Origin of the sequence: Fictibacillus sp. B-59209, assembly GCF_036216745.1 — a bacterium.
GTDB lineage: Bacteria > Bacillota > Bacilli > Bacillales > Fictibacillaceae > Fictibacillus_C > Fictibacillus_C marinisediminis.
Window position 1 is genome coordinate 1 of record NZ_JARMMC010000041.1, and the last position, 22,590, is coordinate 22,590.

The 22,590-nt window shown below is 41.0% G+C and carries 20 protein-coding genes; 5 read left to right on the top strand and 15 right to left on the bottom strand.

What is annotated here, in order from left to right:
• Window positions 1-195 precede the first annotated feature (195 nt).
• Window positions 196-1,476, bottom strand: a complete 1,281-nt coding sequence (locus P4361_RS21970; RefSeq protein WP_328091018.1) for an ArsB/NhaD family transporter — start codon at window positions 1,474-1,476, stop codon at window positions 196-198.
• A gap of 401 nt (window positions 1,477-1,877) precedes the next feature.
• Here P4361_RS21970 and P4361_RS21975 point away from each other — a divergent pair, with 401 nt between their 5' ends.
• Together P4361_RS21975 and P4361_RS21980 are read left to right on the top strand one after the other, a co-directional pair.
• Entirely contained in the window at window positions 1,878-2,183 is a 306-nt protein-coding gene (locus P4361_RS21975; protein WP_328091019.1) for a DUF3243 domain-containing protein, read from the top strand.
• Window positions 2,184-2,338: 155 nt separating this feature from the next.
• Entirely contained in the window at window positions 2,339-2,536 is a 198-nt protein-coding gene (locus tag P4361_RS21980) for a KGG domain-containing protein (protein ID WP_062232901.1), read from the top strand.
• Window positions 2,537-2,570: 34 nt separating this feature from the next.
• On the opposite strand, the gene P4361_RS21985 is transcribed toward P4361_RS21980, so the two are convergent.
• The 7 genes from P4361_RS21985 to treP all read right to left on the bottom strand — a co-directional run bounded on the left by P4361_RS21985 (window position 2,571) and on the right by treP (window position 11,111).
• A complete protein-coding gene (locus P4361_RS21985; RefSeq protein WP_328091020.1) occupies window positions 2,571-3,344 on the bottom strand; it encodes a GDSL-type esterase/lipase family protein in 774 nt (257 codons plus the stop codon).
• Window positions 3,345-3,759: 415 nt separating this feature from the next.
• Entirely contained in the window at window positions 3,760-4,782 is a 1,023-nt protein-coding gene (locus P4361_RS21990; protein WP_328091021.1) for an STAS domain-containing protein, read from the bottom strand.
• Between the two features lie 137 nt (window positions 4,783-4,919).
• A complete protein-coding gene (locus P4361_RS21995) occupies window positions 4,920-6,095 on the bottom strand; it encodes a NupC/NupG family nucleoside CNT transporter (protein WP_328091022.1) in 1,176 nt (391 codons plus the stop codon).
• 174 nt (window positions 6,096-6,269) lie between these two features.
• Complete coding sequence (locus P4361_RS22000; protein WP_248254715.1) at window positions 6,270-7,094, bottom strand: STAS domain-containing protein; 825 nt, start codon at window positions 7,092-7,094, stop codon at window positions 6,270-6,272.
• Between the two features lie 106 nt (window positions 7,095-7,200).
• Window positions 7,201-7,917, bottom strand: coding sequence for a trehalose operon repressor (gene treR, locus P4361_RS22005; protein ID WP_328091023.1), 717 nt, complete (start codon window positions 7,915-7,917; stop codon window positions 7,201-7,203).
• 25 nt (window positions 7,918-7,942) lie between these two features.
• Window positions 7,943-9,625, bottom strand: a complete 1,683-nt coding sequence (treC, locus tag P4361_RS22010; RefSeq protein WP_328091024.1) for an alpha,alpha-phosphotrehalase — start codon at window positions 9,623-9,625, stop codon at window positions 7,943-7,945.
• 76 nt (window positions 9,626-9,701) lie between these two features.
• A complete protein-coding gene (gene treP / locus P4361_RS22015) occupies window positions 9,702-11,111 on the bottom strand; it encodes a PTS system trehalose-specific EIIBC component (RefSeq protein WP_328091026.1) in 1,410 nt (469 codons plus the stop codon).
• 506 nt (window positions 11,112-11,617) lie between these two features.
• Here treP and P4361_RS22020 point away from each other — a divergent pair.
• Window positions 11,618-11,749: a hypothetical protein gene (locus P4361_RS22020; RefSeq protein WP_255357543.1), complete on the top strand. Its 132-nt coding sequence runs from the start codon at window positions 11,618-11,620 to the stop codon at window positions 11,747-11,749.
• Window positions 11,750-11,836: 87 nt separating this feature from the next.
• On the opposite strand, the gene P4361_RS22025 is transcribed toward P4361_RS22020, so the two are convergent.
• Window positions 11,837-12,595 carry a 2-phosphosulfolactate phosphatase gene (locus P4361_RS22025; protein WP_328091028.1) on the bottom strand — a complete coding sequence of 253 codons (759 nt, stop codon included), beginning with the start codon at window positions 12,593-12,595 and terminating at the stop codon, window positions 11,837-11,839.
• 231 nt (window positions 12,596-12,826) lie between these two features.
• Here P4361_RS22025 and P4361_RS22030 point away from each other — a divergent pair, with 231 nt between their 5' ends.
• Together P4361_RS22030 and P4361_RS22035 are read left to right on the top strand one after the other, a co-directional pair.
• Window positions 12,827-13,270 (top strand): MarR family winged helix-turn-helix transcriptional regulator, encoded by a 444-nt coding sequence (locus P4361_RS22030; protein ID WP_231689215.1) that lies wholly within the window; start codon window positions 12,827-12,829, stop codon window positions 13,268-13,270.
• Window positions 13,271-13,275: 5 nt separating this feature from the next.
• The gene (locus tag P4361_RS22035) at window positions 13,276-14,490 is read left to right on the top strand and encodes an MFS transporter (protein WP_425590305.1); all 1,215 of its coding nucleotides are present in this window, start codon (window positions 13,276-13,278) and stop codon (window positions 14,488-14,490) included.
• Between the two features lie 165 nt (window positions 14,491-14,655).
• On the opposite strand, the gene P4361_RS22040 is transcribed toward P4361_RS22035, so the two are convergent.
• The 6 genes from P4361_RS22040 to P4361_RS22065 all read right to left on the bottom strand — a co-directional run bounded on the left by P4361_RS22040 (window position 14,656) and on the right by P4361_RS22065 (window position 22,440).
• Window positions 14,656-15,741: an AbrB family transcriptional regulator gene (locus P4361_RS22040; protein WP_328091030.1), complete on the bottom strand. Its 1,086-nt coding sequence runs from the start codon at window positions 15,739-15,741 to the stop codon at window positions 14,656-14,658.
• A gap of 540 nt (window positions 15,742-16,281) precedes the next feature.
• Window positions 16,282-17,340 (bottom strand): amidohydrolase family protein, encoded by a 1,059-nt coding sequence (locus P4361_RS22045; RefSeq protein WP_328091032.1) that lies wholly within the window; start codon window positions 17,338-17,340, stop codon window positions 16,282-16,284.
• Between the two features lie 121 nt (window positions 17,341-17,461).
• Entirely contained in the window at window positions 17,462-18,676 is a 1,215-nt protein-coding gene (locus tag P4361_RS22050) for a right-handed parallel beta-helix repeat-containing protein (protein ID WP_265409697.1), read from the bottom strand.
• Between the two features lie 62 nt (window positions 18,677-18,738).
• Entirely contained in the window at window positions 18,739-19,878 is a 1,140-nt protein-coding gene (locus P4361_RS22055; protein WP_328091033.1) for a Ger(x)C family spore germination protein, read from the bottom strand.
• Entirely contained in the window at window positions 19,875-20,975 is a 1,101-nt protein-coding gene (locus P4361_RS22060) for an endospore germination permease (protein ID WP_328091034.1), read from the bottom strand. The genes P4361_RS22055 and P4361_RS22060 overlap by 4 nt, the downstream gene beginning before the upstream one ends.
• On the bottom strand, window positions 20,959-22,440 hold the full coding sequence (locus P4361_RS22065; protein ID WP_328091035.1) for a spore germination protein: 1,482 nt from the start codon (window positions 22,438-22,440) through the stop codon (window positions 20,959-20,961). Before P4361_RS22065 ends, P4361_RS22060 begins: the two co-directional genes overlap by 17 nt.
• Between the last annotated feature and the right edge of the window lie 150 nt (window positions 22,441-22,590).

Below are 22,590 nucleotides of genomic sequence, written 5' to 3' on the forward strand. Positions count from 1 at the left end.
TCCTAGAAAATATAGTTCAATTTTTTCGTGCGATGTTTCGCTGCCGGAGCCTTCCTTGTCCTGCGGGACTAGCGTGACAGGTGAGACTCCCGCAGGCGCTAGCGCCAAGAGGCTCACCGCACGCCCCGCGGAAAGCGAGCACCCTGGAACGGAAATCAACAGCTTACAGACTTCTTGGACAGCCCCTTCTTCCTTTTACATAAGATACCTAAGATAAACATAAACACTTGATATAAGAATGGATAAAATCATCAAGGGAAATCCAATGATCAAATATTTAACAAACGAAATATGATAGCCTTCTTTACTTGCAAGTCCGGCAACCACAAGGTTGGCACTCGCACCGATCAAGGTTCCGTTGCCGCCAAGGCAGGCTCCGAGTGACAAACTCCACCATAAGGGCTCAAGGTTTGTGATTCCCATATGCCCCATTTCTTTAATCATCGGAATCATCGTCGCAACAAACGGAATGTTATCCACGAAAGCAGAAGCAATCGCGCTCATCCATAAGATTAAGAAAGTCGTCGCCTTTAAATCTCCGCCTGTCCACTCCATCGCATGTTTAGCCACACTTGCAATAATCCCAGTCTCAACCAGCCCTGCTACAATAACAAACAATCCCACAAAGAAAAACAGCGTGGTCCATTCTACTTTTTCGAGAGCATATTCCAGGTGTTTTTCACCTGCCAGCAACAAGAGTAGAAAGGCACCAAACAAGGCAATGGTTGCGGTTTCCACATGAATGAACTGATGCAGGAAGAATCCGCCAATGGTAATCGCAAGTGCGAGCAAGCACTTACGGAGCAGCTTATGGTCTACAATTTCTTTCTTTTCATCAAGCCTCATCAGATTTTCTACTAACTCAGGTTTAGTTTTGAGTCCTTTTTTATAAAAGATAGCCATGATGACTATTGTGACCACTAGAATGATCCCGCAGATAAAAGCAAGATTATCAATAAAGGACAAGAAGGTGAGCTCCTTTACCGCACTGCCGATCATAATGTTGGGCGGGTCACCAATCATCGTTGCTGTTCCGCCGATATTGGACGCGAAGATCTCAGTCATTAAAAAAGGAATCGGATTGAGGTTTAACCTTCTTGTTACGCTGAAGGTAACAGGTACAACGAGCAGAACCGTCGTCACATTATCAAGAAAGGCCGAACCGATAGCTGTAATCAAACCTAACGCAATGAGGGTCTTGACCGGATCTCCTTTTACTTTTTTTGCTGCCCATATCGCAATAAATTTGAATAATCCGGTTTCCGCCGTTATGGTTACAATAACCATCATACCGATGAGAAGACCGATCGTATTAAAATCAATATGATGAATGGCCGTTTCCTGGTCAATGACGCCAAGAGCTACCATAAGCGCTCCCCCAAGAATGGAAATAATGGTACGGTGAACTTTTTCAGAAATAATTAAGCCATATGTAATTAAAAATATGCTGAGCGCTATAATTGCTTGTTGTCCCATATTCTTCTCCTCCATTTATCATTACGGAAAACCAGTGCTAGCGGTGCACTTGTCTCAAACCTTAACTAAAATAATACTTCATTACCGTTGAATGGGTAAATGGTTTTTGCATTATTGCTAAGTTACAATTCCATTGATATAGTCTTTTTTTCTCCTCCCTTTTTGTTTTAAATCCTTAAAAGAATGGAATATGTGTATTAAGTTTGTTGGGGAAGAAAATGAAAAACTTCGTGATAAAAAGGCAAGCCGGAGAGAAGAGCTTCTCCAAAAACCGCAGCATCATGAAATTAATTTGTAGAATATTTGTATAACTTCTGTCATGTTTTTTTATGAATTTCAGGGTTCGTTTTATAAAAAATCGGGTACTACTCTTATATCCCAACTTTTAGGAGGAATACAAAATGGCTAACACAAACGTGAACAATGTGGACGAGAAAGTAGCAAATATGGACTCCGAAAAGAAAGATCAAGTTTTACAGGATTTTGAGGAATTTAAAGGATACTTATCAGACAAAGTCAGTAAAGGCCAAAAGTTAGGATTAGGGGAAGAGCAGCTGGCGAAAGCCGCTGAAAAAGTTGCTGGATATCTTGCTGAACATGAAGAACCTAGAAACTCTGAAGAAAAACTCCTTCAGGAACTTTGGAAAGTAGGAGACAAAGATCAGCAGCATGCACTCGCTCATATGCTGGTACGCCTGGTAGATTAACAGTAAGAGTTGTAAGAGTACCGGATTCTTATCCGGTGCTCTTTTTTAGATCCCTCCAGTATAAAAACTTTTGATCCTATGTTTAAGAAAAATTTCATAGGGAACAGAAAACTATGGCCAAATTAAAATTAATTCTACTGAAGGAGTGATTCCAAATGGCCAAGAACAATAACCACAACATCTCTAGAGAAGAAGCTGGAAAGAAAGGCGGAGACGCTACTTCCCGCACTCACAGCAAGGAGTTTTATCAAGAGATCGGGAAAAAAGGCGGCAATGCTACCTCAAAAAATCATGATCGGGAATTTTATGAAGATATCGGAAGCAAGGGCGGAAAAGCCCGCCATAATGATTAAAAAATCAGCCCTTAAAGGGCTGATTTTTTTTGATTTACCTTAACTCTATACGTTTATAAACTACTTCACCGATTAACGCATACCCCTTTTTATTAGGATGCAGTTCGTCAGCAAAATAAGCTTTTTTGTTTTTCCCTGTGAAGACTCCCTCTACATTAATAAACCGGGTATTCTCCTGTTCAGCCGTTATATCCTGTGCCTTTTTGTTCCATTGCTGAACCAGGCTGCTTTCAGGGAGGCGGTCTTTTCGGTTTGTGAATGGGTTATAAATGCCTGCCAGATATATTTTTGCCTTTGGATTTTCTTTTCTCATTTCTTTTATCGCTGTTTTTAAATTTTTTTGATAGTTCTGCTGTGCTTTTATAATGATTTCTTTTTTTCGATCCGGCTGGGTTTTAGAAAGGTGCAGGCTGTTTAAGTAATCATTCATACCAATATTTAAGAAGATCATTCGGGCAGAGCCGATGGATGACTTTAACTGTTCATTCTTTAAACGCTTTAACAATAAGGCGCTTGTATCATCTAGAACTCCGTAATCCTTGACTGTAATCTCAGTTTTCATGTGATTTTCAAGTCGTTCTTCCACTGTTCCTACATAACCGCTGTTGCTTGAATTTCCTACACCATAGGATAATGAATCCCCCAATACAACCAAATTAAATTCTTTGCCATCGTTTTTTAATTCTGATTTTCCGTAATGGGTCATAGAGGACAGAACAGAAGGAAGATTAAGCTTTGTGATGGAAAAAAGGATGCCTGTGATTAAAACGATCAGACAGGATGCGATAATTAATGTGTTTTTTTTCATGGTGAAAGCCTCCGGATTTAATTTCAATTAGGTCTAATGATCTAGCTTAAAATATTTCCCTTATTTCCTCGGATGTAAACTATAAATCGGTATGGAAGCCTTTAAACCATTGTAATGTTTTCGCAATATTAATATGTTAAGATAAAATTATGTCAGAGTAATGCGGGGGCTTTCTATGTCAAAGTACTTAGTTGATCATAAATCCTTGGTTATACATCGGACAGCATACATCTGCCACGCATGTCAGCATAACTTTATTCTTAACAATTATCGTGACTTCACAAACAGCGAAGATAAAGTACATTCTCTTGTTGAAGAACAACGCTATACGTATTGTCCAAACTGCGCTCAAGAATTGATCCTACCACCTTATTAACAATAAAAACATCGCAGCCAATGGCTGCGATTGTTTTTTTTATATGATCCTTTGGCCTCTTTCAGCAAGTGCATAATGAATGCCATGCTTTAGATTGGCAAAGGACTTTATATCGGAAGTATGATAATTTGAATTTGTCATCTTTATACTAAGTGCCGGTGAAATTCCTACCATGATCGTTTTTGTGCCAAGCAATGTCGTAGCCGCAATGAGCTGCTGAAACAGAGAAATTGTATACTCGCTAATGTCCTCATCCAATCCCGTAAGATCAAGGATTAAAAAATCAGCTCCATATTTCGGAAGTTCATTGATGGTTTTTTCAAGCAATTCTTTAGAACGGTCTTCGTTATACTTGCCCAATAATGGGATGACCACAATATGATCCAAAACAGGAATGATAGGTGAAGAAATAACTTTTAGCAGATCGGACAATTCTTTTGTCCGTTCTTCCACTATTTTTTCAAGCTTAAATATTTCAGCCTGTTCTCTCCTTCTTGAAAGTTCATGAATATTTTCAGAAACGGTGATTAGTGAGGGATAGAATTCAAACTGACAATATTCATCACCTTCCAGCTGGCTGGAAGTCACTCGATACCAGAGGTTCTCTCCAAACAATCCGGTTAGTACACCTGCCCAGTGTCCAGGAATGAATGTTCCATGTTTCTTCTTTTTCTGCAGCTTATTGATCCGGTATTCCCAACTGTTTTTCATCCGCAAAACAGCTTTCTTCTCTTTTTCATCCAACTCTTCGATCTCCAAGGTTCCCCATCCGGCAGAAGCATAAATCCCTGGCAGTACATTCAAGACATCTGCCGGATTGGCTCCCTCATTATAAAAGAATTCTCCAACGATGATTCCCATCCGATATCCAGTTGTCTCAAGTACGACATTAGCTGACTCATCCCCGGATACCTCTTCAATGGTGTCAAGAAATGTTTTAAAAGCAGAATTAATCCAAAAGAGAATAGCATCTTCCCCTTTAAATAAAAAGCTTCCATCAGCAGGTTTCCAGCTAAATTCAGCACTTCCCACCTTAATCTGTGTATTATTTAAATGATTCATAATGACCAGTCCTTTCGAGGCTTGGCGAAATCAACCTTCCTTTAATTTTACTGTATTCACAAGAAAAAGCCATAATAAAAGCTCTATGTTGGCCACATAGAGCCCATTTTAATTAAATCAGCCTTTCTAATAAAACACTAGATCATGATTCCTGCAACTGCTGCTGATAACAAGCTGACGAGTGTGGCTCCATACAGCAATTTCAGTCCGAATTTTGCTACTTCGTTCCCTTTTTGTTCATGAAGGCCTTTTACCGCACCCGTTATGATTCCGATTGAAGAAAAGTTGGCAAAAGAAACGAGAAATACCGATACAATACCAACGGTACGCTCGGAAAGTCCTTTAATTTTGGCGAGGTCAAGCATTGCTACAAACTCATTGGATACAAGCTTTGTTGCCATAATCGTTCCGGCTTTTACAGTCTCTGAAAAAGGAACACCGACAATAAAGGCGAACGGAGCAAATACATATCCGAGCAGCTTTTGAAACGTTATGCCGAACGCCATATTGAAAACATCATTAATGGCACTGATCAGCGCCACAAATCCAATTAGCATCGCACCTACAATGATTGCTACTTTAAACCCGTCCAGAATATACTCCCCCAGCATTTCAAAAAAGGTTTGCTTTTCTTCCTGAATCTCGATAATATCCTCTTCTGCTGTTACTTCATAAGGGTTAATGATATTTACTATGATGAATCCTCCAAGAAGATTAAGCATTAAGGCCGTCACAACATACTTTGGATCAATCAGCGTCATATATGCACCAAGTATGGATGCAGAAACCGTGGACATCGCAGACGTACACAGCGTGTACAGACGATGCCTTGGCATATGGCCAAGCAGCTTTTTAACCGAAATAAAAACTTCTGATTGTCCGAAGACTGCTGAAGCCACTGCGTTATAGGATTCCAAACGCCCTAAACCATTGATCTTGCTTAGAAAAAATCCGATCCATTTTATGATGAAAGGCAGAATTCTTAAGTGCTGTGCAATTCCGATCAGAACGGATATAAATACAATCGGCAGGAGAACATTAAAGAAGAATGGCATAGCCCCTTTGTTTGCAATTCCGCCAAAAACAAAGTTTACACCGTCTGCTGCATACCCGAGCAGCTTTTCAAAAAGATTAGAGATACCATGGATAATTACTAAACCAATCCCTGTATTGAGCAGGATATAAGTCAGAAGGACCTGAAGTACAAGCATGATAATAATAGGTTTAAACTTGATATGCTTTCTATTATTGCTGACGGCATAAGCAAGCAAAAATACAACAGCAAGCCCTAAAATAAAAATAAGATATTTCAATCTACCATCAACCTCCTTTAAATTTTATATTGTTCAACTTTTCATATTTAAATATGTTTCACGCAGCAAATAAACATATACATATACTACCCTCCATAGTGGATGCTTTATCCTGAAATTTTCACCCTATTAAAAAAACCACCTGAGTTAAAAGGTGGCTGAAATAACAATAGGTTATGAAAGTTGACGGCTTTTAATAATCACGGGGAGCGCCTGGCGCAGATGGGCATACGTTGATATGTTGGAAAAATCCAATCCAAGGTTAACCGCAGTCTGTGCAATTTCCGGACGAATTCCAGTTACTGTTGTTTCAACACCGAGTAAAGCAAGCGCCCGAACAACTTGAAACAGCTCATTCGCTACCATCGTATCCATGATTGGAACACCTGAGAGATCAATGATCAAATGTTCAAGTTTTAATTCTGTGCATTTATCAAGACTGCTTTCTTTAATCATTTGCGCGCGGTAAGTATCAATTTCGCCTACCAGCGGCAAAACACCGATCCCTGAAAACACGGGAATAATCGGCGCACTCAGATCCAGGATCATCTGCTGCTGTGACAAGAGTCTCGCGTCACTGATCTGCTGGAAATAAACCGTAAATAGCTCAATGACATGATCAAAACCCGCATTCACTTTTTTGCTCCATCGTCCCAGTGTTTGAAGGGAGATTTCTGCTTCATTCTCTTGTACAAAATCCATGATTAGATTCCAAAAAACAATCCTGAAATGTTTAAAGTTTTCCAAAGTTTCATGCAACGGGGTATCAGCATTTGCCCTTCTTACAGCCACCTGCTCTGACCACGCGGAAAAGTTCACGTCGTCACTGATAAACGTTTTGGCCATATTCTCAATAAATGTTTGATTATGCTGTATTCGTTCTGCGCTGACTCCTTCTAAAGAGCCGCTGAGACTTAATTTTTCCTCCTGAAGCTTCAGCCATTCCTCACTTAAAGCTGCGGTGTTTCGCATCAAATACTCGTATAAGTCACGTTCCATTGCCAATGGTGTTCCCTCCTTATGTATCCAAGCATCCTCTTCTATAGTAACACTTTTAATGGATGAAAATAAAAAACCAGGCAATGGTCGCATTGCCTGGCGTAAACTAATGATTTCTTCTTGCAAAGTCAACAAATCGGAATTTATCGGGACGATGCCTGGATTCAGTGTATTGAAGAAGGCTTGCATCATCAAGATAGACATGATTTTTAACAACTACAACGTTATGAAAGCCATTGAGTGATAACAAGTTTTGATCTTCCTCTGTCGGTTCTTCAACAATAATTTCTTTTTTGGCAAAGCTGATCGTTAACCCAAGATCTTTTTCTATATATTCGTAGATCGAATCTTCACAGATTTTTTTTGTTAAACCAGGAACCAACTTTTCGTTAAAAAAGTCTTTATCGAGGATAATTTTTTCCTCATTTATCTCCCGTATCCTTATTACTTTCCTAACGGTATCATTCTTCGTCAAATTCAGCTCATTTTGCAAAAAAACGTCTGGAGCGATTGTTTCCAATTCATGAACCACTGTTTTCCAAGGTTTCCCTAATTTCGAGGCCAATTCCTTAAAGCTGACCAGTCCGGAAACAGGAAAATCAAATTTAGCCAGATCAAGGACGATTGAGCCTTTCCCGCGGATCTTCTGGATAAAACCGTTCTGAGCAAGCAAGTTTAAGGCCTTTCTGATCGTTTCCCTGGATGTCTTGTATCGCTCAGCAAGCTCATGCTCAGAGGGCAGTTGTTTTCTTGCAACAAATTCCCCTTTTTCAATCTGCTGGGATATCTCTTGATAGATCGCCAAATATTTGTTTGTTTTCATTTTTACCACCACATTTATTGTACCATTACTTTATAATGCGATAAACGATGGATTCATAGGGTCTCAGCTTCATTCCTTGGAATTCATGGGATGAATCCTCGTAGTTAGACAGGATCACCTCTGCCTTTCTCCCTGAAGGTACAAGCTCTTGAGGTGCATGGAACACCGCTTCTTTAGCATAGAAATTATTAATGACCAGCAGTTTTTCATCTGGAGTATTTCTCGTATAGGCAAAAATAGATGGATGGTCTTCGAGGATTAAGCTGTAATCCCCCTCTGTTAGAACATCCAGCGACTTTCGCATGGAGATTAATTTCTGATAGTGGCTGAACACAGAGTTCTCGTCGTGAACGGCCTTTTGTGCATTGATTTCTTTATAATTAGGCGCAACGTTGATCCAAGGAGTACCTGAGGTAAAACCAGCATTTGGCGATGCATCCCATTGTACAGGAGTACGTGAGTTATCTCTTGATTTCTGCTTTAGTATCTTGATAATCTCCGGTACATCTTTTCCTGCCTCTTTTAACTCTTGGTAGACATTGAGTGTTTCAACATCCCGGTAGTCTTCGATGGTATCAAAGCCCGGATTTGTCATGCCGAACTCTTCACCCTGATAAATATAAGGAGTACCCTGCATACAGTGAATCACCGTCGCCAGCATTTTCGCCGATGTTATCCGATGTTCACCATCATCCCCATATCGGGAGACGATTCGAGGCTGATCATGATTGCACCAGAACAGCGCATTCCACCCGCCACCTTCATTCATGCGTGTCTGCCATTCAGAAAGAATCCTTTTTAACGAAAGAAAATCAAAATCAGCGGCCGTCCACTTTTCTCCATTAGGATAGTCAACTTTTAAATGATGGAAGTTAAACGTCATGCTTAATTCTTTGCTTTCCGGCCTGGAATATCGGATACAATGATCGATGGAAGTGGAGGACATCTCTCCCACTGTCAGACTGTCATGCTTAGAAAAGACCTCTGAATTCATCTCCTGTATAAACTCATGCACCCTTGGGCCGTCCGTATAAAATCTGCGGCCGTCACCAGGCGGAAGTGATCCGTCATCTTCAGGAAAATCCTGATTTTTAGAAATAAGATTAATCACATCCAGCCTAAAACCGTCAACGCCTTTATCAAACCAGAAGTTCATCATCTCATACACATTTTCACGGACCTTTTTATTTTCCCAATTCAGATCGGCTTGAGATACATCAAAAAGGTGCAAATAATACTGTTCTGTTGTTTCATCATATTTCCACGCTGATCCGCCAAATTTGGAGATCCAGTTATTCGGTGCAGCTCCGTCTTTCGGATCTTTCCATATATAAAAATCTCTAAATTCATTGTTTTTTGAAGAGCTGGCTTGTTTAAACCATGCATGATCTGTAGATGTATGATTCACAACGATATCCATGATGATTTTAATGCCCCGGTTATGTGCTTCACCCAGCAGCCGTTCAAAATCTTCCATGGAGCCGTATTCTTCATGAATTTTATAATAATCACTGATATCATAACCGTTATCCTTTTGCGGAGACTCATAGATTGGAGTCAGCCAGACCACATCTACATTGAGAAGCTTTAAGTAGTCCAGCTTTTCAATGATTCCGTTTAAATCTCCGGTGCCGTTTCCGGTCGTATCCTTGAAGCTTTTTGGATAAATCTGATAAACCACTGATTTTTTCCACCATGGCTGTTCCATAGTGTCCACCGCCTATCTGTCTAATAATTATAAATGTGAAGCCGGCTCATGTAAGTGAGCCAGCTGTACTTGTCCGTTATTTCGCTTTTTTTACTTTGGCAAAGAGGTATGTTAATACAAACGGAACAACAATTGCGATGGCCATTCCAATAAAGAAAGGCGCCCATTTATCCGGGAAAATAGAAAGAAAACCAGGTATTCCACCGACACCGATGGAAGAAGCTTTAACTTTATTTATAGTAATGAATACCCCCGCGATCGCAGAACCGATGATCGCACAGATGAAGGGATATCTGAACCTCAGATTAACCCCAAACAGTGCAGGTTCAGTTATTCCTAAATACGCAGAAACAGCTGATGTAAAGGACAATCCTTTTACCTTTTCGTCTTTTGAGATAAACATCATAGCCAGAGCTGCGGATCCTTGAGCAATATTAGAAAGAGCGAGCATCGGCCATAAAAAGGTTCCTCCCTTGCTTCCGATGAGCTGAAGATCTACCGCCAGGAAGGTATGGTGCATGCCTGTTACAACAAGCAGAGCGTAGAGACCGCCATAGATAAGCCCTCCTAAACCAGCAAAGTTGTCAAAAATACTGACAAGTCCATCAGTTAAAAAGTTTGCGATTCCAAATGTAATCGGACCAATAACGATAAAGGAAAGAAAACCTGTAACGAGCAGGGCAATCGGAGCAACGATAAGCAATTTAAACGCATCCGGTACCTTTTTATTTAAAAACACTTCAATTTTCGCCAGCACATAGGATGCCAGCAGAACAGGAAGCACCTGGCCTTGATAGCCGATCTTCTCAATCTGTAAACCGAATAAATTCCAGTGCGGCACTTTTCCAGCTTCAAGCGCTTTTCCGTAATCCCATGCGTTAAGAAGACTTGGATGCACAAGCATCAAACCCAGGACGATCCCCAGCAGAGGATTTCCCCCGAACTTCTTGACGGCTGACCAGCCGATTAATCCAGGAAGAAAAGCAAACGCTGTGTTGGCAATCACATTGATCATATCCGCAAGATCTTTCCAAGCGGTATTTACATCGACAAAAGATTTCCCCTCATAAAAAATCCCCGGCCCAGTAAGGATATTGTTTATCCCCATGAGCAGACCGGCTGTAACGATTGCCGGAAGGATTGGAATAAAAATATCAGCTAATGTTTTTACGGCCCGCTGTATAGGATTCAGTTTCTGTTCAGCCGCATTTTTGATGTCTTCCTTTGTTGCTTTACCTATTCCTGCAGCCTCGACGAGCTCATTATAAACTTTGTCCACGAGTCCTTGTCCGATGACGACTTGAAATTGGCCGTTTGTGGAAAAAGATCCCTTCACCGCATCAATATTTTCGAGCTTTTCTTTGTTGACTTGATTTTCATCATTTAGTGCAAAGCGAAGTCTGGTCACACAATGAGTTGCTGCACCGATGTTTTCTTTGCCGCCTACAGCTTCTACAATTTGTTCAGCGGTTTGCCTGATGTCCATATAACCTTCCTCCTTGATACCGTTTACATATAACTTTTATAAAACAGCCTTGTTCACGCGTTTTGTAATCAAGGCTAAATTTTGAAAAGTGATGTAAAGCAGTGCGTTTTAAATCGCTTTCATAAAAAGCGAAAACTTGTATATACATGTCTTGTTTTGTATTGTAGCTTGTATATACATGAAGGTCAACACTTTTGTTATTTCTTTTACTTTCATCCAAACTTTCGATGAAAAAACAATAGTTGTGGGATTTTTTTCAAAAGTCAAATGAAAACACCTATACGCGGTATACTGTTTATAAGAACAGAAGAAATAGAATTGGATTTGAATGGTTGATTAAAGTTAAGCGGGCTGATATGCCTTTATTCTAATAAAAAGGAATGAGGAAGCATGACAAAAAAACTTAAGGAGCTTATTTCCAAACTTCAAAAACAGGGTGTAAATATTGATATTTGTTCAAAAACGGCACTGCTGGCCTTTCAAAATGATTTTGGAAGTGTAAAAAAATGAAGGTTTGGATCGGGGAGACATTCGAAAAAACGATTGATGGCGAAAAAATCATGATCATCGATATTTACCCTGACAGCGAAAAACCATCAGACAAAATCTATCAAAAGCTGATTTACAAGTGGGTGTAATATAACGCACTGCAGGTTGTTCATATAGAGATCCTGATTTTGGCCTATCCGATCAGGACTTTATTTGGTATGGGACAGGCCATGAAATCAGCTCCTAGCAAAAACATTCCCTTTCAACTGGGGTACAAGATCAAACTCATCCATCTTCGTACAATGCCGCACATCTTCTGAAAATCCGCGTTCACGCAGCTCCAGTCCGCTTCCGCAGTTCCAAATGACTTCTTGAATGTTTTCCTTTTGATAAAGATAAGCGCCTATACATACTTGTGCTTCAGGCGATTTACTTCCGTTAAGTTTCGAAAGTATGGCACCTGCACCGAGATAATCCTCGATACCTGGTCTGATGTTATTTTCAGCCTGCTGCGGATTTTCCCATCTCTCACCGCATGCCACCACGGTGATGTCAGCACCTGACTGCTTTTGCAGCTGTTCGGCCTTTCCCGCAGCGGCCGATGCATTCAGCAGACAGCCGATCAGCAGTGCAGGAACTTTTCTGGCAGCCCAAATGCACGCTGCACCATTCAACGAGCACATCACAAACTTCTTTTCTTGATCATGCAAACTGAATGATGCCGGTGAAAGAGAATGCATCCCCCATTTCAAAGCTTCTGCTCTTCCTGATAAAAGCTCTGCTCCGACTTCCTCTGCATATTTTTTGGCTTCTTCATTGATTGGCGGAGGATAGGGAAAAATCTTGGCACCATAACTTAGTGCCGTAACAACGGTGGATGAAAAGCTTAAAACATCAACCACAACAATAATGTCTCCCCGCTCTGCTGCTTCCCTTGCTCCCCTGACTCCCCACTCTGTTTTGCATTGATAACGCTGCTGCTGAAATACCAACATTTTTCATTCTCCCTTCAGTCTCTCTGCTTTTAATGGTATCAGCAGCACTTTAAAAAAAGTAGACTATTTTTACATAATTTGTTAAACTGTATCCTGAGGTCTGAAAATTTTTCAAATGTTTCCCCGCTGCTTCTGGCAGCGGGCTTTTTTGTGTGTATTGCATTCTTTATAAATATATGTTTTACTTATAATTGTCTTAACAAGTATTTTTTTATGAGAGGAACGATGATTTTGCAATCACAACATAAAGATGTTTCTGTCGGCTTTTTAATTAACCAGACAAGCAGGAAAACAATAAATTTGCTTATGCATCGCTTTCGTGAATTTGATATTACACCCGAACAATGGTCGGTTCTTTATCAGTTATTCGAGGACGGGGGCATTACCCAGAAAGAACTTGCCCGCCGGACGGCTAAAGACCAGCCAACCACGGCTAGAATCCTCGATATCCTCATGAAAAAAGAACTGATTCAAAAGCAAATGAGCGAAACGGACCGCAGAGCTTTTATTGTCTCCCTTACGGAAAAAGGCGAGGAAATCGCCTCCAAGACCGTTCCCATTGAAGCTGAAACCATGAAAGAAATCCTTGCTGGAATTGAACCGGCAGAAGTGGAACGGTTTAAAGAAGTCCTTGAGAAATTAAGCAAAAATATTGATGACATCATCAACAGTTAGGAGCCATGCAATTGAATTCACACCAAGAAAAACTTTGGAGCAAGGAATTTATTATCATAACCGTATGCAATTTGCTTTTATTTTTAAATTTGCAGATGATACTTCCTTCGTTTCCTGTCTATACGAAAGATGCCTTTCAAGCCAGTGATTTTACCGTCAGCCTTGTTACGAGCCTGTTTGCTCTTTCTGCCATCGCCACCCGTTTTTTTGCAGCGGGAATTCTTCGAAAAGGAAAAGCATCTGTCATTCTTTATTGTGGGATCGCCATCGCCGCACTATCGACAGCCGGCTATTATTGGTGCGGATCTATTCTTCTCCTTCTTGTCATGCGTGTGCTTTTTGGGATAGGCTTCGGACTATCAAGCACAACCTTGCCTACCATGGCAGCTGACGTTATACCCCAAAAACGGATGGGTGAAGGAATCGGCTATTTCGGGCTTTCAACGAGCTTAGCGATGTCACTCGGCCCGATTATCGGCCTTTCATTGCTTGGCAACTACGGGTTTGGAACACTGGCAGCTGTCGGGACTGTTGTTTTAATTCTTATTTTCCCGCTGGCGTTCGTGAACCGATCCGCCGCCGTTCTTCCAGCCCCGCCTAGTGCGGAACCATTGAAAAAAGCCAATCACAGTACGGGAGAAGCCCTTAAAAAAATTGCTCTTCCTGGGCTATTAAACCTGTTATTATCCATTACGTATGGAGGGCTGCTTAGTTTCCTTGCTCTATTTGGAAAAGAAGCCCACCTCACCCATATCAGCTACTTCTTTTTATTCAACGCCCTTGCCATCTTTATCATCCGTCCCTTTTCCGGAAAGATTTTTGACAGCAAAGGTCATTTTAGCTTACTGACAGCGGGGGCCATCTCCGTGATGTGCGGCCTCTTTACGCTTTCCATAGCCTCTTCCACAGGGTATATCATCCTGTCCGCGATGCTTTATGGCTTTGGGTATGGCATGATTCAGCCTTCCGTACAGGCTTGGATGATAAAAGCAGTACCCGTGGAACAACGCGGCTTAGCCAACAGCATGTTCTTTAATTCGCTCGACTTAGGAGTAGCTGCAGGTTCGATGCTGCTGGGTCTGATCGCCATGCATCAGGGATATGCCGGCATGTATCGCCTATCCGCTCTGTTTATGGCAGTCTTTCTCGTCCTGTATCTCGCTGTGTCTCTCTTGCACAAGGGAAAACAGCAGGCTGAAGATGTGCGGAAATCAGCTTGATATCATGGAATTGAGCGAAGCAAGGCTGGAATTGAGCCTAATCCGATGATAATTGAGCCAAAATCAGAATAATTGAGCCAAATATATTCAAACAACTTCGCTAGGGTAAAAACTTAAAAAGCCATAGAAAAAAGCTTGAAGAATCATAATGATCTTCAAGCTTTTTTATGCTGATTTAGCTATCTTTTTCCGTTTTCTTACCCACCATTGAGCCAGGGGCAGAACAGCAAACATAATAAAAAAGATACGAAACAGCTGATAACCTGTAACCATGGAAAGATCTGCATGAACTGCGGAAGCGGTAACTCCCATCTCAGCGATGCCTCCTGGTGCAGCACTCAAAAACGCGGTAGTAAAGTCCATTGGCGTCCATTTGCTGAGCAAAAAAGCAATCCCTAAAGAAAACAGGACGAGCAAAAGACTGTTTCCAATCGTGTAGATGCCTAGTTTCTTCACATTCCCCTCCATTTGTGGATTAAACTGCCGGCCAATGTGGATTCCGAGGAAAATTTGGGCGACGAGAATGAAATATGACGGAACAGGAGGGGCTTGCAATCCTGACGAAACGGATACTGCGACAGCGATCAGAGATCCTGTCAAAAAGCCGGCTGGAAGCCTGATCCTCTTTCCTCCCCAGGCGCCAAACAAGGCGATAGCAGCAAAAACAGCATACTGCACCCATGTCCCCGACTCAGCAGCATTTACCTGTGGAGCCGTAGATGGACGAACTTCACCGCCAATTCCGTGAACCGTTAAAAAGGGGACGAAAAAGATGACAGATACTGAACGGATCGTCTGCATGAGGACCACGGTCGTTGTATCCACCTCCATCGTTTCTTCGCTCATAACCACGACCTGTGACATTCCGCCGGGAACACTTCCAAAGATACTGCTCGCCAGATCAATTTTTATATGTTTTACCGTGTAGAAAGCCAGAACGAGGCAAAATAGAACCGTAATAACAGTTGTAGAAGCCATAAAAGGAAACTGAAGCACCATTTCTTTTACTGTTCCTGCTGTAAAAGAAGTTCCTAGCATCGATCCCAGAAAAATAATAGCCGTATGCCTGAATCCGATCGGCCAGTACAGTGGCTGTTTTGATAACTTCCTCCATACCACAACAGCAGTGAGCGAACCTAACAGCCATGGCAATGGCATGTGTATCAAAAGGAACAGGAGTGCACCCGTGATCCCTATACATGCTGTCTGCAAAATCGCAGATACGTTTTTGTTTCCTTCCAACATCAGCATTGCACCCCTTCAACTTCAACAGATAGTCAATACCTGCCTGAGAAATCAGCGTTGCCTAGTACATTTATTCAACTATCATATCAAAAAATGTTTAAAAATGACTGTTTTATACATAAAGAGCATTTTGTTCATAAAGTTCATGAATAGATGGTTTGGTGAAATTACGAAGTGTAATAAGCTGCTTATTCCATAGACAAAAATCTATTTCTACTAAACTTTGAAAAATAGTTATAAAACAAGAACAGAGGTCTAGTCCACCTTCTGCCATCCTCACATATGATATCTTAACCGGAATTTATTTCTGGAATCCACTTTCAAGGGGGATGCACAAATGGGCTTCGAAAAAAAGCACAAAAAGTTCAGCACAGGAAAGAAACATAAATGCGAATCTTCTTCTTCCTCTTCTTCTTCAAGCTCTTGCTTCTGTAAAAAGCGCAAGAGAAAACATTGCGGTTGCCATAGACGCCGCCGCTGTTGCTGCGGTTTCGGCTTTAGCTGGATCTAACCCTTTAGAAAATCAGCTCAAAAAGAAGGATCCTTTTAGGATCCTTCTTTTTTGCGCTTGTCCGCCAGCTTCATGATCAGTTCGTTTGCTTCTCTTTTGTTCAGCTTATACTTTGCCGAACTTTTCGAAAGTGATTTAATTTTGTTCATTTGTGTTTGGGTAGGAGGCTGTCTTTCAATCAGTGATTCATAGTTTTGATATGCTACTTTCACTGCTGTTTTATCGCTTAATAGATCAATCATCTCATAAATAGCGGCAATAGCCCCATCATACCCAATTCCATATCCAGAATCACTGCCAAACAAAAAACGATCTGGATACTTTTCCATCAAGGGCACAAAATCTTTCAGTTCATATTCACTGCCTTCGCCATATTCAGTATATCCTGCATAAAAGTCAATGAATAAATTGCTGTATTTAGAAAGCAATGCTTCTATATTTTCTGGCGAGGAGGCAACGTTGGCATGAGCGTAAATGAAATTGACCTTCGGAAAACGGGTAAGCACCCTTTGCAATCCCGCTATAGGCGGACCATAAGCAGGATCGATATGCAAAAGCACAGGAACTTTATACCGGCCAGCCAGTTTATAAATCTCATTGAGTTTCCCAGAAGACGGAGTTTCCGCCTTCCATTTAACAGAAGAGACAATTGGCGAATAAGTTGAAGCAGCCGCCAATTCACCGATGTTTAAGTAACCATTTTCAAGGTTTTTCCTTGTATAGGCTATCCCTTTTTCAGAATAAATGTTGATGCCCGCAAAGGATGGATACACCTGCTCAGGGCGTTCCTCATAATCCTTCCAGGCGAGCTCATCTGTTTTCATTGCCTCTGGTTCTGAAATACCACCAAATAAAACCGTACGATCCACTCCAAGTCTATCCCATTCCCTATAAGGAAATTCTGGAGATTGGTGGTTATGCACATCAATTAAGGGGAGATCTTTATATACCTTATAAAGCGGCTCGCCATCCGGCTTTTTCTTTCTCATCTCTTTTAATTTCAAATGCATCGTTTGATCCGCTTTATAGTTTACATCAGGAATTACGGTAACATTTTCTTCTTTTTTATCCACTTGAATCGTACAGGATGCCAACAGTAAAATGATGGTTCCTCCTGCAGCAAAAAAAGAACGGAATGCAGCGATTTTAATTGACCTCTTCCTCCCTTAGAATGTCATTATAAATAAAAGGAGTGAGCTAGCCTCACTCTTCCAGTTAGTTCATGATTTTCACAGGAATTAAATCGGTATTTTGCTTTGTGAAGGAATTATATTCTTTATTGATCCGGATAAATCCTTCTGTCGGTGTCTTCACTTTATTCGTCTTTAAAGTGTTGATATCCTCTTCATTTAAATCATTGTAGATCGTATCGTACTGTGAACCCGGTCCTGTGTTTCGCCACACGAGAAATTGCATAGGTCTTGCAGCATCCTCTATGACGTTATTTTCAAACTTCGGATGGATGGCACCACTGGCCAATATCCCCCTGTAACTCCCAGTTCCGTCAGCTACATTTTTGATGGTATTGTCTTCTATGACAGCGTTTGACCAGTTCATGACGCGAATGGCATCCTGGCGCGTTTTTTCTATCGTATTGTCCTTGATGACAACCTGATCATGATATTTTCCGCCTGAATACTTATGAGTCCCAACCGCCCGGTCAAGATTTTTAAACTCATTATCTTCAATGGTTACATTCTGGTTCGGTGTACGGTCGAACGTGCTCCATTTCTGGCTCCATCCTAATGTAGAATGATCCGGTGTATCAAGGTTGATGGCTTCTTTATTCCTGTTAGGCGAAGGCTTGGAATCAAGAAAACGATTATGTGCGATGGTTGCGTGTGACGTTGCATCCATTTCGATAAAATGGCCAGATTGCATATTTCGGAACGTAATGTTTTTTACATTTATATTCATGTTATGGCCTGCAATTATGGCAATTCCATCTTGTGTGTACTTCATATCGATTACGGCTGAACCTTCACCGATAAAAGAGATGTTTTTCTCTCCGTTATATTCTCCATATATACTGCTCTTTGCCGATTTGGAAGGACGGATCAGCTGAAAGATAGATTTCGCTGACTGAAAGACACTCGTCCCGGTCTTCGTTCCTTTCACAATGTTCACTCCGTCCTTTAATTTCAGGGTTACATTGGACGGAACATACAGGGTGTTGGAAATTGTGTACGTTCCTCTGTTTAAAACGAGAGTACCTCCACCCGTCTTTTCCAGCTGTTCCAAGTACGACCGCAGCAAATAATAATGCTTCGTATACGAATTATACGTACTGAAGTTCATCATAAGTCCTTTGTAGGTTTTACTGTTTGGAGTCACCGAATAAGTTGGTGACGCTGCAGCTGCATGGGATGGAAGAATAATGCTGGCCATCAGAGCTGCTGTTACAATCCATTTCATTGCCTTTTTACGCATGATTAATATTTCCCCCTATGAATTATTCTCCTCTTCTACTATCGGCAATTGGAGCCTATTCATTAGTTAATAATGCCATGCTGAGTGATCATAACTTTTACATTTGGTTCAATAGTGATCTTTGAATAATCTTTATCCCAGTTCATCCTCTTCCAATCGGAATTGTGAAACGCTCGAATCTTCTTGCCGATCCCAAGCTCATCACAGTTGGCTTTTTGCATTTTTTTAATCGTTTTTTTAGCAAGATTATTCATTTCTCGTGATAATAAACGATCCAGCTTTATTGCTTTTTTGGGATTGTCCAGATGATCCATCGGAAGTTCATTTACATTTACATCCATTTCCAAATTTAGTTTAACATGTACTTTTTGATTGTGGGAAATGTTAATTTTCATTTTCCGTTCAATATCATTAACAAGAATGGTCATGTAATTCTTTTCATTGATTTCTTGCCTTTTGCTGATTTTAAATGTAAATCGAGGGTAAGGATTTTTAACATTGTTCAAGAGCAGCAGCAGAGTGGACTCTCTACCGTTCAATGATCCTGTCATTTTGTTCCTATGAAACATCGCTGTTCCGATCACTGATGCTCTTTGCTGCTTCTCGCTGATCTTCAAGTAAGGCAGCAGATAATCATTCCCTTCATCAAACATGAGCGAACAGATCGATTGGACGGTTTCTATATCATAGAGGCCGATATTACTGGCACTTCTTATCAGTTCAGGGTAATAGATATCCAATAGCGTTGAATCCTGAGGCTGAATTTCCAGCCCTTTTTTAGCCTGTCCCTTCACAACGGCCACCATGGCGTTAATGGACCCTCTGGGATCCCTGTAAATGACATCGAGGCTGGAATACATATCTTTTCGGGCCAGCTTTTCACCAAATAAGAAGATGCGGTTTCTTGAAGCGTCGAACATCTGTGAAACTTTTTTATCGAGGTTAAACCGCGCATCACGTGTGGTGTCTCCGGTTGAAGTTACAACCACACTTTTTACCATAGCGACCGCTTGAGAAGGTTTGTTTACAACTGGATATACGACGGTGTCCCTTATTTTTCCGTTAGGAGCAAGATCTAGCCCTACTGCTAAAATAAGCCTGGATTCCTTGATGAGACGCTGATCCCAGCATCCTGTCATCAAGGGGATTATCGAAGCGATCAAGAACAGCACGCAGATTATTCTTGTCCATTTATTTTTCATAACGCCTTCTTCTCCTTTATATAGGTAAAAGCAGTTATGATAAAAAACAGGATTGGAATCCCGATTACGAATATATAGCTTAAATACGTCACGGAATTGGTAAACTTTCCAACCTCATACCCCCCCTCAGGTATGAGCGCAAGAATGACAGTGGGTATTGCAGTAAAAATAACGAAAGGAGTATGATCCTGATGTTTTTTTGAAAAGGACATCATTCCTCTTGAAGCGCCAAACAAGAAGGCCATATAAGATGTGGCAACCGAAACGATCCACATGGACAAAAACAGCAAATCAATCCGTTCAAGAACTTTAAATGAAAAGGATTTTATCATATACAGCAACGGCTGGGGAACCAGTTTAAATTCGTTAATACCAAAGAAGAGAATACAGATCAGTGTTAAGAAAGCATAAAACAATGTAACGATTAGATTGGCGATGGAAATGGACTTTAATTTCTTAATCGGCTTTGAATCTACATAAGGGGCAATGACCAGAAAAAGTTCAAATCCCAGCATGGAGAAAAAAGCTTTCTCCGTCCCTTTTAAAATTGGGAAAAAGCCACTCTCACCTACAGGGAAAATATTCAAGTAATTCACTTCAAAAAAAGCGTAAATGACAAGTAATACAAAAATGATCAGCATGATTGAGACAAATACAAAAAACCTCGCAAGAAATTTAACCGGCCCCCTTATTGCATAGATTCCGATAACCGCCATTAGAATAATAAGCAGCCACCTGGGGGTCAAAGGAAGAATCCATAAGTTGATCATCTCTGCAAATAGAGAAAGAATGCTCGCGCCGATCAAAATAAAAAAAATGATATATAGAAATTTAATCACTCCGCCAATCCAGGGGCCCGCACTATGATCAAAAATTTCAAAAATGGTCATGGCTGGATATCTTTTCATGGTGTACCAGAATAAAACTAATAGAACTTGTACAATACAGCCTCCGATTAATACAGATATCCAGCTGTCATGTCCAGCTTGTGTGTAAATATTGTATGGCATAGATAAGATTCCTACTCCGACCTGAGCCTGGACGATGAAGAAGATTAACTGAAAGGATGTAATATTGTCCTCATTTCTTAGTTTCATTTTTATTCCATCCTCTGGTTTTGTTTTGCTTCTTTATTTTTTGCGGCAAAGTGTCCATCGGCCGATCATTCAGTTTCCATATCGGAAAGCGAACGATTGCATCTTTTAAGCCACTGAGATTAAACGGCCCAAAAGGTGAGAAATATGGAGTGCCAATTGATTCCAATTTACAAAGATGCAGCAGGATGACCATCAGCCCCATAACAATGCCCAGGAAGCCAAGAAGAGAGGCGGCAATCATCAGAGGAAACGTCAAGATACGAATCGAAGCACCCATTTCATAGGTTGGAACTGTAAACGATGCGACCGCCGTAACCGCAATGACAATGACCATCACGTTGGAGATAAAGCCGGCGTTTACTACGGCATCACCGATGACCAAACCGCCAACGATACCGATTGTTTGACCGATCGGAGTGGGGAGCCTCACCCCCGCCTCGCGGATCAGCTCAATTGTAAACACCATGATGAAGGCCTCAACAATAGGCGGGAAAGGAATACCTTCCAATGATGACTTAATAGGAAGAACGAGTTCATTCGGTAATATCTCAAAATGAAATCCAATAATGGCTATGTATATCGCGGGCAGTGTCATGGCCACCAGAAAACTTACCATCCTCAGCAAGCGAAAAAAAGAACCAGAGAGGAGTCGGCTGTTAAAATCATCAGGCGATTGAAAAAAGGAAAGGAACGTAACCGGTAAAATTAATGCGGTTGCGCTCCCTTCTGCCAAGAGCGCAATCCTACCATCCATTAAGTGTGCCATCGTCCGGTCCGGACGTTCTGTAGGAAGCATTTGCGGAAAAGGCGAGAATGATTTATTTTCCAGAAACTCTTCCATAAACCCCGGACTAAAAATCATATCTGTGGAAATAGAACAGATTCTCCGGTCCACTTCCGCCAATATTTCTTTATTCACCAAATCATCCATATAAGCGATGACCACTTTTGATTTTGTTTTTTTACCCAAAATATACTGCTTAAAGACTAGACTCTCATTTTCGATGCGCCTGCGGATCAATCCGAGGTTTTGGTTTATGTTCTCGACAAAGCCTTCATGTGAACCTCGGACGACTTTTTCATTGTAGGGCTCTTCAGGAGGCCGGGTGATTTCTAACTGGACATTGATGGCGTAAACACTGTCCATCCCGTCCAAAAGCAGAAGGCAGTTTCCCGTCAGCAATTTTTTTATGGCTTCATTCAAATCGTTAAGCTGTATCATTTCTGCATTCGTAATGCCTGCCATGATATTTATTTTCGGCTGTCTGCTTAACGGTTCTAGTACGCTGTTTTGAATTTTTTCTGTATCAGCGATCGATTCCAGGTAGATGACAATCCCTGCTGATCCATTATGATTGATGTCTCTTGATTTCAAATCACTGCTTTGATGAAGGACCTGATTTACAAACTCCAGGTTTTTTGCAGCCGCAGAGTCAACCGGTTTGATTTCCACTGATTCTTGCATGATTTTTTCATCTCCCGGCATCTCCTTCACCTTCCCTTTAAAGCTATTCTCCTATCATTAGAGTGAGCAAATAAAGCAAGGTTTATTCTATTTCTTCTATTGCTGAATATATGATTTGCCGTATGATAAGAAAAGTGTAAAATAGTAAAG

Coding starts and splice junctions, on each gene's coding strand:
- P4361_RS22025 (WP_328091028.1), bottom strand. CDS start 12,595: ATGTTGGTATTTCAGCAGCAGCGTTATCAATGCAAAACAGAGTGGGGA.
- P4361_RS22055 (WP_328091033.1), bottom strand. CDS start 19,878: ATGAAAAATAAATGGACAAGAATAATCTGCGTGCTGTTCTTGATCGCT.
- P4361_RS22035 (WP_425590305.1), top strand. CDS start 13,276: ATGCAATTGAATTCACACCAAGAAAAACTTTGGAGCAAGGAATTTATT.
- P4361_RS21990 (WP_328091021.1), bottom strand. CDS start 4,782: ATGAATCATTTAAATAATACACAGATTAAGGTGGGAAGTGCTGAATTT.
- treP (WP_328091026.1), bottom strand. CDS start 11,111: ATGGACATCAGGCAAACCGCTGAACAAATTGTAGAAGCTGTAGGCGGC.
- P4361_RS22040 (WP_328091030.1), bottom strand. CDS start 15,741: ATGCTGATGTTGGAAGGAAACAAAAACGTATCTGCGATTTTGCAGACA.
- P4361_RS22060 (WP_328091034.1), bottom strand. CDS start 20,975: ATGAAACTAAGAAATGAGGACAATATTACATCCTTTCAGTTAATCTTC.
- P4361_RS21975 (WP_328091019.1), top strand. CDS start 1,878: ATGGCTAACACAAACGTGAACAATGTGGACGAGAAAGTAGCAAATATG.
- treR (WP_328091023.1), bottom strand. CDS start 7,917: ATGAAAACAAACAAATATTTGGCGATCTATCAAGAGATATCCCAGCAG.
- treC (WP_328091024.1), bottom strand. CDS start 9,625: ATGGAACAGCCATGGTGGAAAAAATCAGTGGTTTATCAGATTTATCCA.
- P4361_RS22000 (WP_248254715.1), bottom strand. CDS start 7,094: ATGGAACGTGACTTATACGAGTATTTGATGCGAAACACCGCAGCTTTA.
- P4361_RS21980 (WP_062232901.1), top strand. CDS start 2,339: ATGGCCAAGAACAATAACCACAACATCTCTAGAGAAGAAGCTGGAAAG.
- P4361_RS22065 (WP_328091035.1), bottom strand. CDS start 22,440: ATGCAAGAATCAGTGGAAATCAAACCGGTTGACTCTGCGGCTGCAAAA.
- P4361_RS22050 (WP_265409697.1), bottom strand. CDS start 18,676: ATGCGTAAAAAGGCAATGAAATGGATTGTAACAGCAGCTCTGATGGCC.
- P4361_RS22020 (WP_255357543.1), top strand. CDS start 11,618: ATGAAGGTTTGGATCGGGGAGACATTCGAAAAAACGATTGATGGCGAA.
- P4361_RS21985 (WP_328091020.1), bottom strand. CDS start 3,344: ATGAAAAAAAACACATTAATTATCGCATCCTGTCTGATCGTTTTAATC.
- P4361_RS21970 (WP_328091018.1), bottom strand. CDS start 1,476: ATGGGACAACAAGCAATTATAGCGCTCAGCATATTTTTAATTACATAT.